The 14,353-nt window shown below is 56.5% G+C and carries 12 protein-coding genes; 10 read left to right on the top strand and 2 right to left on the bottom strand.

Going from position 1 to position 14,353, the window contains the following annotated elements:
- Nucleotides 1-279: 279 nt before the first annotated feature.
- The 9 genes from BN2684_RS07095 (at nucleotide 280) to BN2684_RS07135 (ending at nucleotide 12,701) form a co-directional block, all read left to right on the top strand.
- On the top strand, nucleotides 280-1,872 hold the full coding sequence (locus BN2684_RS07095; protein WP_058301452.1) for a carboxylesterase/lipase family protein: 1,593 nt from the start codon (nucleotides 280-282) through the stop codon (nucleotides 1,870-1,872).
- 641 nt (nucleotides 1,873-2,513) lie between these two features.
- Nucleotides 2,514-3,977, top strand: a complete 1,464-nt coding sequence (locus BN2684_RS07100; RefSeq protein ID WP_058301453.1) for a circularly permuted type 2 ATP-grasp protein — start codon at nucleotides 2,514-2,516, stop codon at nucleotides 3,975-3,977.
- A 116-nt stretch (nucleotides 3,978-4,093) separates the two neighbouring features.
- The gene (locus tag BN2684_RS07105) at nucleotides 4,094-5,056 is read left to right on the top strand and encodes an alpha-E domain-containing protein (protein WP_058301454.1); all 963 of its coding nucleotides are present in this window, start codon (nucleotides 4,094-4,096) and stop codon (nucleotides 5,054-5,056) included.
- Entirely contained in the window at nucleotides 5,053-5,919 is an 867-nt protein-coding gene (locus BN2684_RS07110) for a transglutaminase family protein (RefSeq protein ID WP_058301455.1), read from the top strand. The genes BN2684_RS07105 and BN2684_RS07110 overlap by 4 nt, the downstream gene beginning before the upstream one ends.
- Before the next feature lie 478 nt (nucleotides 5,920-6,397).
- The gene (locus BN2684_RS07115; RefSeq protein WP_082651832.1) at nucleotides 6,398-7,744 is read left to right on the top strand and encodes an outer membrane lipoprotein carrier protein LolA; all 1,347 of its coding nucleotides are present in this window, start codon (nucleotides 6,398-6,400) and stop codon (nucleotides 7,742-7,744) included.
- A 233-nt stretch (nucleotides 7,745-7,977) separates the two neighbouring features.
- Nucleotides 7,978-9,165, top strand: a complete 1,188-nt coding sequence (gene alr / locus BN2684_RS07120) for an alanine racemase (RefSeq protein ID WP_058301457.1) — start codon at nucleotides 7,978-7,980, stop codon at nucleotides 9,163-9,165.
- Nucleotides 9,166-9,629: 464 nt separating this feature from the next.
- Nucleotides 9,630-9,899 (top strand): CopG family ribbon-helix-helix protein, encoded by a 270-nt coding sequence (locus BN2684_RS07125; protein WP_058301608.1) that lies wholly within the window; start codon nucleotides 9,630-9,632, stop codon nucleotides 9,897-9,899.
- Nucleotides 9,900-9,902: 3 nt separating this feature from the next.
- On the top strand, nucleotides 9,903-10,253 hold the full coding sequence (locus BN2684_RS07130) for a type II toxin-antitoxin system PemK/MazF family toxin (protein ID WP_058301458.1): 351 nt from the start codon (nucleotides 9,903-9,905) through the stop codon (nucleotides 10,251-10,253).
- A 189-nt stretch (nucleotides 10,254-10,442) separates the two neighbouring features.
- A complete protein-coding gene (locus BN2684_RS07135) occupies nucleotides 10,443-12,701 on the top strand; it encodes a Tex family protein (RefSeq protein ID WP_082651810.1) in 2,259 nt (752 codons plus the stop codon).
- Nucleotides 12,702-13,029: 328 nt separating this feature from the next.
- Here BN2684_RS07135 and cmpA read toward each other — a convergent pair whose 3' ends face one another.
- Together cmpA and BN2684_RS07140 are read right to left on the bottom strand one after the other, a co-directional pair.
- Complete coding sequence (gene cmpA, locus BN2684_RS24225; protein WP_108722170.1) at nucleotides 13,030-13,182, bottom strand: cortex morphogenetic protein CmpA; 153 nt, start codon at nucleotides 13,180-13,182, stop codon at nucleotides 13,030-13,032.
- A 129-nt stretch (nucleotides 13,183-13,311) separates the two neighbouring features.
- Nucleotides 13,312-13,665 carry a hypothetical protein gene (locus BN2684_RS07140; RefSeq protein ID WP_058301610.1) on the bottom strand — a complete coding sequence of 118 codons (354 nt, stop codon included), beginning with the start codon at nucleotides 13,663-13,665 and terminating at the stop codon, nucleotides 13,312-13,314.
- Nucleotides 13,666-13,853: 188 nt separating this feature from the next.
- On the opposite strand from BN2684_RS07140, the gene BN2684_RS07145 reads away from it, so the two are divergent.
- Entirely contained in the window at nucleotides 13,854-14,351 is a 498-nt protein-coding gene (locus BN2684_RS07145) for a SprT family protein (protein ID WP_058301459.1), read from the top strand.
- Nucleotides 14,352-14,353 lie beyond the last annotated feature (2 nt).

Below are 14,353 nucleotides of genomic sequence, written 5' to 3' on the forward strand. Positions count from 1 at the left end.
TGCTGCTGTTGGCTGGCGTATGGAAGTGGTTCAGGTAACAAGAGGCTTCTTCGAACCGTATGAGGTTCTCGGTGTGACGTAGCGTGACGGTGGCCAGCCACATGTTCTGAACTTGGATGGAAGCTCTTCTCCGGATACCCGAAGAAGGGCTTTTTGCTTCCCGTTGACCAGTTGTGACGCGGGCAGAGCTATTTTGATCTGGTCTGATAAGTTTGGTATCTTTGAATAAGAGAAGGATATAAGAATTTAGGGTATACATAGGGAACGGGAGGATTCAGGATGGAAAAGACCCAAGTGAAGACTCGATACGGGTATGTTCGGGGAACCGTAAAAGACGGAGTCCGCGTCTGGCGGGGGATTCCGTTCGCAGAGCCGCCGGTAGGCGACTTGCGGTTTCGTGCTCCGCAGGAGCCGAAGAGCTGGGAAGGCGTGAAGGAAGCGGTGGACGCGGGCCCGATCGCGATGCAGCCGGTCGTGAAGGATACGAGCCGCATGAGCTCGCAGGCGAGTGGGGATGTACGCTCGGAGGATTGCCTCTATTTGAACATCTGGGCACCGGGAGAGAGGGCTGAAGCGGCTGAGGACGCTCGATCGGCTGGGAAAACGGATGATCGTGAAGAAGCCGGATGTACAAATCGAGCCGTTGATGCCGAGAAGATTTCGGGACCAGGCGAACGGAAGCCGGTGATGGTATGGTTCCATGGCGGAGCCTTCGTGTCTGGGGCGGGGAGCTTGTCCCTCTATGATGGAACTTCCTTTGTGAACGGCGGAGAAGTGGTGCTGGTTACGGTGAACTACCGACTCGGGCCGTTCGGCTTTCTTCATTTGTCTCCGTTTGGCGCAGGACTAGGCAGCAACCTCGGTCTGTTGGATCAGGTGGCGGCACTCCGCTGGGTGCGTGAGAACATCGCCGGATTTGGCGGAGACCCGGAACGGGTGACAATCTTCGGAGAATCGGCCGGGGCGATGTCGATCGCGGCTCTCCTGGCGATGCCTTCCGCTACAGGACTCTTTCGGCGGGCCATTCTGCAGAGCGGAGCCGCGCAAGTGATGCCGCCTAAGGATGCGACGAAGGTAGCGCAAGCCTTTCTGGCAGAGCTCGGTGCGGCTAGCAGTGGCATGCCCGCCCAGGGCGAGCTGGCGGCTTGGCTGGGGACGTTCACGGCGGATGAGATTTTGGACGCCGGCGAACGGTTGAAGGCAAAGTTGAATAAGGGCGGGCTCTCGCCTATGCTATTCCAGCCGGTGCTGGACGGTGATACCCTTCCGCTTGATCCAGTAGAAGCTGTCAGGCGTGGAAGTGCCGCAGGGGTGGAGCTTCTCATCGGGACGAACCGGGACGAGGGAGCGTATTTTATTCGCCAGGGAGCTCCTGTGCTGAAAAGAGAAGAGACGGTGGCCCTGCTGCAGCAGTTTGGATTCAATCGGCCGCAGGAGTTGTCTGAGGCCTATGAGGTTTCAAATGATGGACAAGCGGAGCTCGTCACAGACCTCATCTTCTGGGGCCCGGCGATCCGGCTTGCCGAAGCTCAACTGCCTCATTCGAAGGTATGGATGTACCGGTTCGACTGGTGTTTGCCGGGACACCCGCATCCGCTGATCAGCAAGTCGGTTCATGCGCTCGAGATCGCCTTTGTTTTCCGCAACCTGTTCTTCCTCGAAGCGATGGGCAGTTCGATTAATGCGGCTGTGCAGGGTCTCGCAGAGCGGATGCAGCGCGCCTGGATTCGGTTTGCCACAAGCGAATCGGAGAAGCTGGCTGACTGGGAAGCTTACGACCTAGAACAACGTGAAACGATGGTATTTAATAGCGAGGATGGGCGGCTAGCGGACCCATATGCTGAGAAACGGCTGCTGCTTGTACGCTGTTAACCTTAATCGTGTGGATACGAAGCGGCATCAATCGGTATGAGAAGTGGTGCGATAACCACGGTTTTTGAGTTGACAGCGTACTTGTATAGGCAACAGGTGAGTATGGTAACAAGCGGCGGACTGATGAATCGATGGTAATCGAGCTGGCAGAGCATCAAGCTGATGCGAGAATAGGCAGATGATCGGCTTGATAAAGCAAGCTAATAAAGACAGGTTCTAGCAAGCAGCAAGAGTATAGGATCTAGCGAGCATCTTGTGAACAGAGTACAACCATCAAGCATTCAACACTAAGTCGAAGCGAAAAGATCGTACATCAAGCGAAACGCAAAATGAAGGCAAGTCTTAAAATGCACAGACGGCACCGATACCCGGAGGGGGAAGGCGCCGTCTTTTCTTTGTATGGGTTCTTTTGCTGTCCAATGAGACTCTTTTCCGTAAATGAAAGTTACAATACGTTGCTTATTTGTCATCTATATTTACACATGAGGTTAGTTTGAGTATGATGATGATAATAATCCTGAAGTTCATTCCTAACACTGGTGATGATTACGGGAAAATAGCAGGGTTTTATCTTGACTTATCGACATTCATGTCAGATAAAGTGATAAAACTTGACAATGATCACGAGAGGGGCGTCGCATATGTCGGAAGTGAAGCCGGACCAGGTCCGGACGGTTTATCCGTGTAAGGGCGATTATGACGAGATGTATGCGGAAGAAGCGACCCCACGGGCCCACTACGAGCAGGTACACCGGCTGTTCAGCCGGTTTCAACCGGAGGATCTGCGGGCCAGGCAAAAGCTTGTGGAAAGGCGCATGGTAGAAGAAGGCATCACCTTCACGCTCAATACGCCAGATGCGGGGCGCGAGCGGGAACGGACGATTCCATTCGATGTGATCCCGCGCATTATTCCTGGCGAGGAATGGAACGTGCTTGAAGCGGGCCTCGGCCAGCGTGTCCGAGCGCTGAACCGATTCGTCCACGATCTTTACCACGAACAGAACATTGTCAAAGACGGCATCATTCCGCGGCGGATGATCATGGCGAACCGCTATTTTCGCCCGGAGATGGCCAATCTTCAGGTGCCCGGACAGACGTATATCTCGGTAGCCGGGATTGACCTCATCCGGCACAAGGATGGTCACTATTATGTATTGGAGGATAATCTGCGCTGTCCCTCCGGCTTCTCGTACCTGTTCAAGAGCCGTTCCTTGATGAATCAACTGTTTCCCGAGCTCGCTTTCTCAAGCCGCATTCGGGACATTGAGCACAGCTTGAACTCTTTTCTCTCCACTCTCCGCAGTCTTAGCCCGTCTCGGGCTTCCGAACCGGTTGTTGCCCTGCTTACTCCGGGAGTGCACAATTCGGCGTATTACGAGCATGTTTTTCTGGCCCAGCAGATGGGGCTGCACCTCGTAGAGGGGCAGGATCTCGTCGCTCGGGGTCATCGTATCTACATTCGGCAGATGAAAGGCTATCAGCAGGTGGATGTGCTGTACCGACGAATCGACGACGATTTTCTTGATCCGCTTTCGTTCCGCCCTGATTCCATTCTGGGGGTGGCCGGCATTATGAATGCTTACCGGGCAGGCAATATCGCGCTTGCGAACGCCCCCGGCACTGGGGTTGCCGACGACAAGGCGATGTATATATTTGTCCCACAGATGATCCGCTATTACCTGAATGAGGAACCGATCCTCCACAACGTCAACACGTACCTGCTGTCCCGGCCGGAGGAGCGCGATTATGTGCTCGATCACCTTCATGAGATGGTCGTGAAAGAAACATCACTGTCCGGGGGCTATGGGATGTTGATCGGTCCAGAGGCGACGGAGGAGGAGATCGAGGCGTTCCGGGTGAAGCTTCTGTGCCGCCCAGACGATTATATCGCTCAGCCCGTCATGCGGCTCTCCCGAAGTCCCGTGCTGGTGGACGGACAGATGTCGCCGCGGCATATCGACCTACGGGCGTTTGTTTTGACAGGAGCCGACGGCAAGCCGCAGGTCATTCCGGGAGGGTTGACCCGTGTCGCGATGAAGGAAGGAACGCTCGTGGTGAATTCTTCCCAGGGCGGCGGAGTTAAGGATACTTGGGTGCTCGGGTAATAATGCCACAATCTATTCCATCCATGCATGCATGAAATCGGGATCTACGGAATAAAGAACAAAAGCCGGGTACGGCATGTGCCGTGTCCTATCCTGAAAGAGAGGAGTGGCGGATTATGATGAGTCGAAATGCGGAAGCTTTGTTCTGGATCGGCCGTTACGTGGAAAGGGCGGAAAACCATGCGCGGTTGATTGATGTCCATTATCATATCCAAACCGAAGGCGAATTTCAGGAGGAAGGACGCAAGTGGGTCAGGCTGCTGTCCTCTCTCGGCGTGCAGGACGCATATGCCGCACGTTATGAGAGTTTGACGGAAGCGGGAGTGCTCGAATTCATCACCCTTGACCGCGATCATGCCCATTCCATATCCTCCTGCGTCCATCAGGCCCGGGGGAACCTGCGGCAGCTCAGGCAGAAGCTTCCGAGCGAGCTATGGGATGCTCTTAACGGGTTCGACCTTTGGCTCGGCGAACAGACGATCGCCGATATCATGGCGGGTCCTCATCAATTTTTTCGGCAAGTGAAGGATTGGTCGGCGATCTTCCTTGGAACGGAGGAATCCGTTATGCTCCGGGAAGAAGAGTGGCGGCTTATCAAATGCGGACGCTTCCTGGAACGGGCGGAAAATACGGTGCGGATTTTGCGGTCATTGGATGGCGTTCTGGAGGGAATTCGTGAGGAGGACAGCCGCTCCGCTTATCCCGTGCTTCAGGGCATTTTAAAATCGGTCAGCGGCTATCAGGCTTTCCGCCGCTATTATGCGGACGAAATGAGGGTGCCGGCGATCTTTGCTTTTCTGATGACCCAAAACGCCTTCCCGCGCTCCGTCCGCTATTCGTTTCACCGCTTGGAGGACCATCTGACCCGACTCGTGCAGGAGGCGCCGATTAAAGGCTGCGGTCAGGAAAAAGCGATCCGTTACGCGGGCAAAATCCGAGCAGAGCTGGACTTTCTTGAAGAGGAGCCCTTGGAGAATGGGCGGTACGGAGAGCTGTTGGATTTTCTCGGGAATGCTTGCTTGAGGCTTGGTAAAATGATGGAGGAAGGCTTTTTTGGAGTAGAGGGGGCGGTTGGATGAAGATTGAGATCAGCCATACGACCCGCTATACCTATCCGGAAGCGGTGACGGACAGCGTCAACGAAATCCGTCTGACTCCGCGCACCAACTATCGGCAGTCCTGTTTCCACCATGAAGTGAAGGTGACGCCCGCCGCCGACTTGATGACCTACGAGGATTATTTCGGCAATCGGGTTCATGCTTTTACCGTCAACCGTCCGCATAAGGAGATGGTCATCCAGACCCGGGCGACCGTCGTCACCGTGGATAAGCCGCAGGGGGTGGGCCTGCCGTCTGTGCCTCATGCGGAGCAGCTTCAGCTTTTGCAGAATGAGGCTTTCCGCGATCGGTATTGCGAGTATCTCCTGCCGACCCGATATACCGAGATTACCGAAGAGCTGTATGCCTTCGCTGCCCAGCATCCGCTGGAGGAAGCGAGCGATCTGCACAGTTGGGCGAATCGTCTGTCTTCCACTATCTACGAGGAATTTACCTATGATCCGGAAGCGACGAGCGTCCACACGACCGTTCGCCGCACCCTTCGGCTGAAGCGCGGGGTGTGTCAGGATTATGCCCATCTGATGATCGCCGTCTGTCGTTCTCTCGGCGTTCCGACGCGGTATGTGAGCGGGTATCATTTTGTAGGAGATCTACAGGGGGGCAATGCGGACTTCGAGCAGGCTTCGCATGCGTGGGTCGAAGTTCACATCCCTGGTACGGGATGGCTTGGCTTCGATCCGACCAACAACACGGAAGTGAACTGGCGGTACGTGAAGCTGGGACACGGGCGAGACTATCAGGATATCGTGCCGGTAAAAGGCGTCTACTGCGGGGTGAAGGGAGAGCTCGACGTAGCGGTGGATGTGCGTCGGATGGAGCAATAGGATGAAAGAAAGCAGTTTGCGGGAATGATTGGATAGCAAAAAAACTGCCTTACACTAGCTGAAGCGGCTTTGTCCGGGGTCATGATACAAGTGCCCGGCTAAAGCCGTTTTTTGCTGTCTTTGAGCGATTCCGGGATCACGGCTAAATGCCCTGGCATAATGCTGTTTTTAGATGTCATATGCTGTTCCGGGATCACGGCTTAATGCTAAGCGTAAGGCTGTTTTTTGCTAGTATGGAACGGTTCCAGGATCGTAGCCCATTGCTCGACACACGGCTGATTTTTTGCTGCAGCGGTATGAGTTCCCCAAATTCCTCTGGTTAGTTGGTCCGAGGGCAGCTACGTCTCAGCTGAATGACCGTTATCCTCCCTAGATAAGGAATATCGTCCAAGCCGCAGCCCGTCTGCATAATGGGTCAAGTTCTCTCATAGACATGGTATCAGTTGATTAAGCCTATGCGAAGAGAGGATGGATGGGAATGCGGCGGATAAGGTGGATGACGGCGCTCGTCGTCTTGTGCCTGGCAGTTGCGCTTGGCGGTTGCGGCGGGAAAAAGGATGCGGGGTCGGTCGTGAACGATCTGAAGCAGAAGCTGGGCAAGCTGGACAGCTACAAGACGAGCGGTCGGATGGTGCTGCAAAACGGGCAGCAGCCGCAGGAGTATCAGTTGGATGTATGGTTTCAAAACCCGCATTTTTACCGGATCGCGCTGACCAATCAGAAGCAGGACATCACCCAGATCGTGCTGCGGAATGATGACGGTGTCTTCGTTCTGACGCCGCATCTGAACAAGAGCTTCCGCTTCCAGAGCGATTGGCCGGACAATCAAGGGCAGTATTACCTCTATCAATCTCTCGTGAGCAGCATCGTGACGGACAAGGACCGCAAGTTCACCACGGAAGGGGATAACCTGATCTTCGACGTTGCCGCCAATTATGCAAATACGACGCTCACGCGGCAGAAGATCTGGTTGAGCAAAAAGGATTACAGTCCGAAACGCGTAGAGGTTCGGGATACGAATGATACGACGCTGGTGACCGTCGACTTCACGGCCTTCTCCTTCGGAGAGAAATTCACCAATAACTCCTTCGACACGACCCTCAACCTGAAGAACGGCGCGGAGAAAGCAGACCCTTCTCAGACGCAGCTCGATGATCCGGCCGCGCTGTTGGATAGCTTGAAGCAGCAGCCGGACACCGTCGAGCAAGCGGCCAACGCTAACGCAGTGAAAAATGGCAAGACGGATGAAGCCAAGAACGGTAAGCAGGCGGAAGGTGCCGATGGAAGCCAAGCTGTGAGCGGCCAGCCGGTATCCGACGGCTCAGATGCCGCAGATGCGAATAAAGCCGGCGATAAGTCGGCGACGGCGGATAAGGATGCGAGCAAAGCCGGCGACAAGTCGGCGACGGCAGACAAGGCTACGGACAAAGCTGCAGACAAGACGGCGGGGACAAATACGGATGGAGCCGGAAACCTTGTCGTCGGTGAGACGGGGATCGAGGTCTACCAGCCACTGCTGCCGGAGGGTGTGGCGTTCGCTGGTGCGGACGATCTGAAGCTGGGCGAGGATCAGGCGGTTCTGCTCCGCTATACCGGGACCTACAACTTTACTCTGCTTGAATCGGAGCCGAAGGCGCAGGAGGTCATGCTGCTGCCTGGAACGAGTATCGATCTTGGCTTTACGATCGGGACGTTTACCGGTGAAGACAAGAGAACGCTGACGTGGACCAACAATGGCCGGCTGTACCGGCTCTCGAGTGCCGATCTTCCTGTCTCGATGATGGTGACCGTGGCGCAAAGCCTGCAGGGAGAAAGCGAAAAATAAGGTTCCGGGAACAGAAGCCTACCCCGCCGAGAATTCCCTGCTTCCATGCGGTAAAACCGGATGATCCGGGGTTTGACACAGCTTCCTGATCCGTATAACATGGTAGAAGTAGCGGCCGTGAACCGGCCGCTATTTCTCCATGTACGGACGATTAGCATCGGGTATCTGTCTTTTTCCTATTCGTTCCGGCAATACCGTATGGTTTTTGCATAATTCAGAAGAAGGTGGACTTTGTGGATTCGTTTTATCGGTCGACTCGGGTTGAAATTTCCTTGGATGCACTGCGCCACAACATCGAAGCATTCCGCAGCTTCCTGCCAGAGAGAATCGAGCTCATGGCGGTGATCAAAGCGGATGCCTATGGACACGGAGCTGTGCAAGTCGCTCAGGAAGCACTGGAGCATGGCGTCAGCTATCTTGCGGTGGCTTTTCTGGATGAAGCCCTTGAACTGAGGCAAGCGGGCATTGATGCGCCGATTCTGGTGCTTGGACATACCCCGGTGAAGGGGATTGAGCTGGCGGCAAGCCAGGGCATCACGCTGACGGCATTCAGCGAGGAAGTACTGGAGGCGCTGGCTCGTCGTCCGGCTGATGCTCCGGAGCTGTCCATTCATGTAAAAATCGACACCGGCATGGGTCGCCTTGGCCTGCAGCGGACCGAAGAAGCTGTCTCCTATATTGAGCGGGCCCTAGCGCTGCCCGGAGTTCGAGTGGAGGGGCTGTTCACTCATTATGCCTGCGCGGATGAGACGGACAAAACGGTGACCCTCAGCCAATACGAACGCTTTAAGGCGGTTGTGGATGCTTTTGCGACCAAAGGCATTTCCTTCCCCTATATTCACGCCGGGAACACGGCGGCTGCCATCGATACTCCCGAGCTTACTTATAACATGGTGCGCCTGGGGATTGGCATGTACGGGTTATACCCTTCCGAGGAAGTAATCAAAGAGAATATCGAGCTTCGCCCGGTGATGAGCATTAAGGCGGAGATCGTGCATTTGAAAAAGGTGGAGGCCGGAGCGGGCATCAGCTACGGGCATCGGTATCACACCCAGAAGGACGGAGAAGTCATTGCCACCCTTCCGATCGGGTATGCCGACGGCTATTCGCGGATGCTGACCGGCAAAGCAGAAGCGCTCGTGCGAGGGACTCGTGTGCCCATCGTCGGCACGATCTGCATGGACCAGTGCATGGCCGAGGTGACCGGCGTGGACGGAGCGGAGGCGGGGGACGAGGTGGTACTGCTCGGCAGCCAAGGAGCGGAGACGCTGTCGGCGGAAGAAATTGCCGCAAAGCTCGGGACCATCAACTACGAAATCACCTGCATGATCTCCCACCGCGTTCCGCGGATCTACATCCGAAACGGCCGCGTCGTTCACATCCTCAATCATCTGCGGCACGAGCAGCACACGCAGGAATAGATGACCTTAACGTCGGCGGCAGGCAGCGAAGAATAAGAGATCGCATAGCAGAGTATGCCGAACTGACGGCGGAGAATGGGAACAGCTCGGCGTAGTGCGAGTAGCTGCAGCGACGAATCAAGTCAGGGAGCGCAGAGTATAGCAAGTCAAACGGTGAAGTATAGCAAGAAGTCGCCTCTTGGACGTCCATTTGGATTCCGGTCAACCTTTTTCGCATGATCTGCGGTGGGGTTGACCGTTATTTTTGCGAATAAATGGAAGATCGTTGGAGTATGACAAGGATATGGCAGGGAAAATGGTATGGATACTTGCACGGAGCTGCAATCCGGTATAACATACTTGATAGATGGAATGCTATCACCATCCTTGTACGGATTTGCCTTTGTATTTCGGGAAATGCTACCATGGATGGGAAGAATACGTTGGTTTGTAAAGTCTTTGGGGGTGCGAAGCCTGTGTCGAACATGACCACGAAGAGAATCATGATCAGCTTGCCCGACAATCTGCTTCAAGAGGTGGACGGAATCGTGGAGATGGAGAATTCCAACCGCAGCGAATTTATCCGTCAAGCGATGAAGCTCTATCTCCTGGAGCGGAAAAAACGGTTTTTGCGCGAATCCATGCAACGGGGCTATATGGAGATGGCCAAAATCAACCTCGGGATCGCGGCGGAGTCGTTTCAAGCCGAGGAAGCCGCAGGCAGCACTGTGGACCGTTTGGTTAGCGGGGTGTAAGCGTTGATAGTCAAACGTGGCGATGTGTTCTTTGCCGAACTGTCCCCGGTCGTCGGGTCGGAGCAAGGCGGACTGCGCCCGGTGTTGGTAATTCAGAACGACATCGGCAACCGGTTTAGCCCGACCGTCATCATCGCGGCCATCACGGCGCAGATTCAAAAGGCCAAGCTGCCTACGCATGTGGAGGTGGAAGCGGCGGCCCACGGCTTCGACCGGGATTCGGTCGTGCTGCTGGAGCAGATCCGCACCATCGACAAGCAGCGGCTGACGGATAAGATCACCCACCTGGACGATGAGATGATGAAGCGGGTGGATGATGCCTTGCAGGTGAGCCTGGGGCTCATCGATTTTTAAGCGGTTTCTGCTATGCGAATGCAGATGCAAGAAAGACGAGGGGAAGCCCTCGTTTTTGATTTCATGAGAAAGATATAGGAGCCCCGCAAAGGATCCGGCCTAGGCTTGGAGGCCGCAGCTCTGCTTTGTGGGGTTCTTTTGTCAGGGATTCATTCCCTGTCATTACATAACCGAGGTGAAACCCGAACGATGGCGGATCGATTGAAGCAGGATAAAGGGGAGCTGACGGCTCAACCGGTCGTGGGGGAAGCTGAATTCCACGCGGCCGAGGAAGACCCGAAGCTGGCGCGCGAGCGCATGCTGAAGCAGCTTGCGGCGGAGCTTGGGCTTCCGGGAACGAAGGTACGGGCGGCCGTGGATTTGCTGGACGATGGGAACACGATTCCCTTTATCGCTCGGTACCGCAAGGAAATGACCGGCGAGCTCGACGAGAACGAGCTGCGCTCCATTGAAGAGCGTCTCGGCTACCTGCGCGGCCTGCAGGAGCGCAAGCACGAGGTGCTGCGCCTCATCGGCGAGCAGGGGAAGCTAACGGAGGAATTGGCAGCTTCCATCCGGCAGGCTGCGAAGCTGCAAGAGGTGGAGGATTTGTACCGCCCTTACCGGCAAAAGCGCAAAACCCGCGCCAGCGTCGCCAAGGAACGGGGGCTCGAACCGCTGGCGGAATGGATTCTGCGCGAACCGCGCCGGGGTTCGCTCGAGGAGGAGGCGGCGAAGTACGTCACGGGAGCGGAAGGTGGCGTTCCGGCGGTGGAGGATGCCATTCAAGGAGCGCTGGATATCATCGCCGAGCAGATAGCCGACGATGCCAAGATCCGTGCCTGGGTTCGACGCTATACGCAGGATAACGGAGTGCTGGTCACTGCCGCCAAAAACAAGGATCAGGAATCGGTTTATGAGATGTACTACGCCTATAGCGAGCCGCTCAAGCGGCTTCCCCCGCACCGGACTCTTGCCATCAATCGCGGGGAGCGGGAGGACGTGCTGAAGGTCAACCTGGACGTAGCCCCGGACAAAATTCACGATTACATCGCCCGCCAGTTCATTCACGGAGAATCCGTTGTGAAAGCCGTTTTGCGATTGGCGGTGGAGGATGCCTATAAGCGTCTGATCGCTCCGGCGATTGAACGGGAGGTTCGCGGGCTTCTGACGGAGCAGGGGGAAGAGCAGGCGATCAAGATTTTCTCCGAGAACCTGCGTAATCTGCTGCTGCAGCCTCCCGTGAGGGGCAAGGTGGTGCTGGGACTGGACCCTGCGTACCGGACCGGCTGCAAGCTGGCCGTGGTGGACGAGACGGGCAAGATGCTGGTCGTAGACGTCATCTATCCCACGCCGCCTCACAATCGGATCGCGGAGGCTCGCGCCCGCATCGCGGGATTAATCCGCGAATACCGGATCGAGCTGATCGTCATCGGCAACGGGACAGCCTCCCGCGAGACGGAGCAGTTCGTCGCGGATCTGCTGAAGGAATCGGGTGCCGGTCTGCCCTATATCATCGTGAGCGAGGCGGGGGCCAGCGTCTATTCGGCCTCCAAGCTGGCGCAGGAGGAGTTTCCCGATCTCGACGTCGCGGAGCGCAGCGCGATCTCCATCGCCCGCCGCATGCAGGACCCGCTGGCCGAGCTGGTGAAGATCGACCCGAAGGCGATCGGCGTCGGCCAATATCAGCATGACGTCACGCAGAAGCGGCTGGAGGAAAGCCTTGGCGGGGTAGTCGAATCGGCGGTTAACCATGTGGGCGTCGACGTCAACACCGCCTCGCCCTCGCTTCTTGGCTACGTGGCGGGCATCAATGCGACGCTCGCGAAGAACATCGTCAAGCACCGCGAGGAAGGCGGCAAGTTCACGAGCCGCAAGCAGCTCCAGAAGGTTCCCCGCCTCGGAGCGAAGGCGTACGAGCAGTGCGCGGGCTTCCTGCGCATCGCGGGCGGCGTTGATCCGCTTGACGGGACGCCAATCCATCCCGAATCCTACCCCGTGGTCGAGCGGCTCCTCGCCGTGCTCGGGCTGGCCCGGACGGATATCGGGACCCCGCGCATGCGGGAAGCTCTCGCGGCGGTAAAGCCGGAGGAGCTGGCGCCGAAGCTTGAGGTCGGCGTGCCCACCCTGCGCGACATCGTGGAGAGCCTGCTCCGACCCGGGCGCGACCCGCGCGAGGAGCTGCCGCCGCCGATCTTCCGCACGGATGTGCTGAAGCTGACCGACCTGCGTCCCGGCATGGAGCTGACCGGAACGGTGCGCAACGTCATTGATTTCGGCGCATTTGTTGACATCGGCATCAAGAATGACGGCCTCGTCCATATTTCTCAGCTCAGCAACCGGTTCGTCAAGCATCCGATGGATGTCGTTTCGGTCGGCGATACGGTGACGGTCTGGGTGCTGTCCGTGGACGAGAAAAAGGGCCGCGTCAGCCTGACCATGCGCAAGCCTGCGGATCAGGCGGAGTGAGGGAGTCAGCTTGTAGGCCGACCGCAGATGGATGCCGCCGATAAGCTTATGGTCTAAGCTGATCTGCAGCCGCACTAGGGCGTGAGACGATGGCCTGATGGAGCCGGCTGGAACAGGTGGCAGACCGTATTCGGGCAGGTAACCCCACCGCCGGATCATAAGCAGCTGTCCGGCCTTGCGCTTCATACCCGGCGGAACACAGGAGATATAAAAAGCGGAGACCCGCCCCTTTTGGCGGTCCTCCGCTTTTTTTCAAATGCTTCTTGTTCGATTCAGCTAAAAATTATCTGTGAGCAGCGAGCCGTTCCGTGTGAAAGTCAATGTCTTTTTACCGGTTCTGGCTGGGGGTATCGGGAGACCGCTGTTCATGTCCCAATCCCTGTATGCGGTAAAAGTACCAGCAGTCGTTCAACAGCTTGATCTTTCTCACGTTCTTGGTCTGGAAAGCCCGCATCAACTGATTGCTTAACCATTGCGGCATCAAGCGTCCGCTCCCTTCCCGTGGTCGGTCTGCTCCATGATATGAAGCACCCGGGCGGATGGTGCGGGGGGGAGGTTGGCAGCAACGGGATTTTCCCGGCCATCTGTCCTCCTTGCCGAATAAGGCGGATTAGGCGCTTTCCTCTTCGTACCACTGCTCAAGCTGGGCCTGTAGGGCACGGATTTCCGTTAGGAGCGACACAAGCGGATAAGCGCGCTCAGGAAGAGCGGCAAATTCGCTTTCGAGCCGATTGATATAAGCGAGGCCGTTTTCCACGGGAAGAGTGCGGTCCACAAGCTCCAGGTTGTCGCATTCGGCCAATGCAAACGGCAGCACCGGCTTCGGTTCAGCGGTAAGCTTGCCGGTTTCCTTGTGCAGACGGCCGAGCAGGGCGGTCAATTGATACAGGTGGCTGGCCGGCATGGATACGAACTGCAGCTGTTCCCCGGTCCTCAGAAGTACGTAACGCAGGGCTGACGCCATGGCAATAATCCCCTCTCTATCCCGAAACGGGCTGGTTCTCTTGACAGTGTAGCGTAGGTTGCGGTAAAAATTCAAGAGAGGAAGGCCAAAGATGCCTTCCACAGGCGTGGCTCCGTTCGGCCATGAGGAATTGTCAATGGATCGGAATCATAGCGTCGGCCGATTGGCCGGGATGGGAGGGCGAAGCTGTGGGTGAAACAAACGGCACCGCCCTTACGGACGAGCTCCTTCAGCAGCGGGTGGAGGAGATTTCGCTAACATTTTTCGGGAAGCCGTTTCGGCATCGGGCAAAGTTTAACAGCCGCCTTCGCTCGACGGGAGGGCGATATTTTACGAAGAGCCACAACATTGAAATCAGCAGCCGACACGCGGAGGAATTCGGTCTGGACGAGATGGACAAGATCATCAAGCACGAGCTGTGCCACTACCATCTGCATCTGAGCAAAAGAGGCTACCAGCACCGTGACGCCGACTTTAAGGCGCTTCTCCGACAGGTGGGGGGAACCCGGTTTTGCCGTTCGCTGCCGACGGCGGGAAGAAAGGAGCCGTACCGCTATCGGCTTCGCTGCCAAGCTTGCGGGATGGAGTATCTACGGAAGCGGCGAGTCGATCCGACGCGTTACCTGTGCGGGCGATGCCGAGGAAAACTCAAGCTGGAAGCGCTTGACTTGTCTAGAATGCCGTGATA

The sequence above is a fragment of the Gorillibacterium timonense genome (genome assembly GCF_001457415.1).
Classification (GTDB): domain Bacteria; phylum Bacillota; class Bacilli; order Paenibacillales; family NBRC-103111; genus Gorillibacterium; species Gorillibacterium timonense.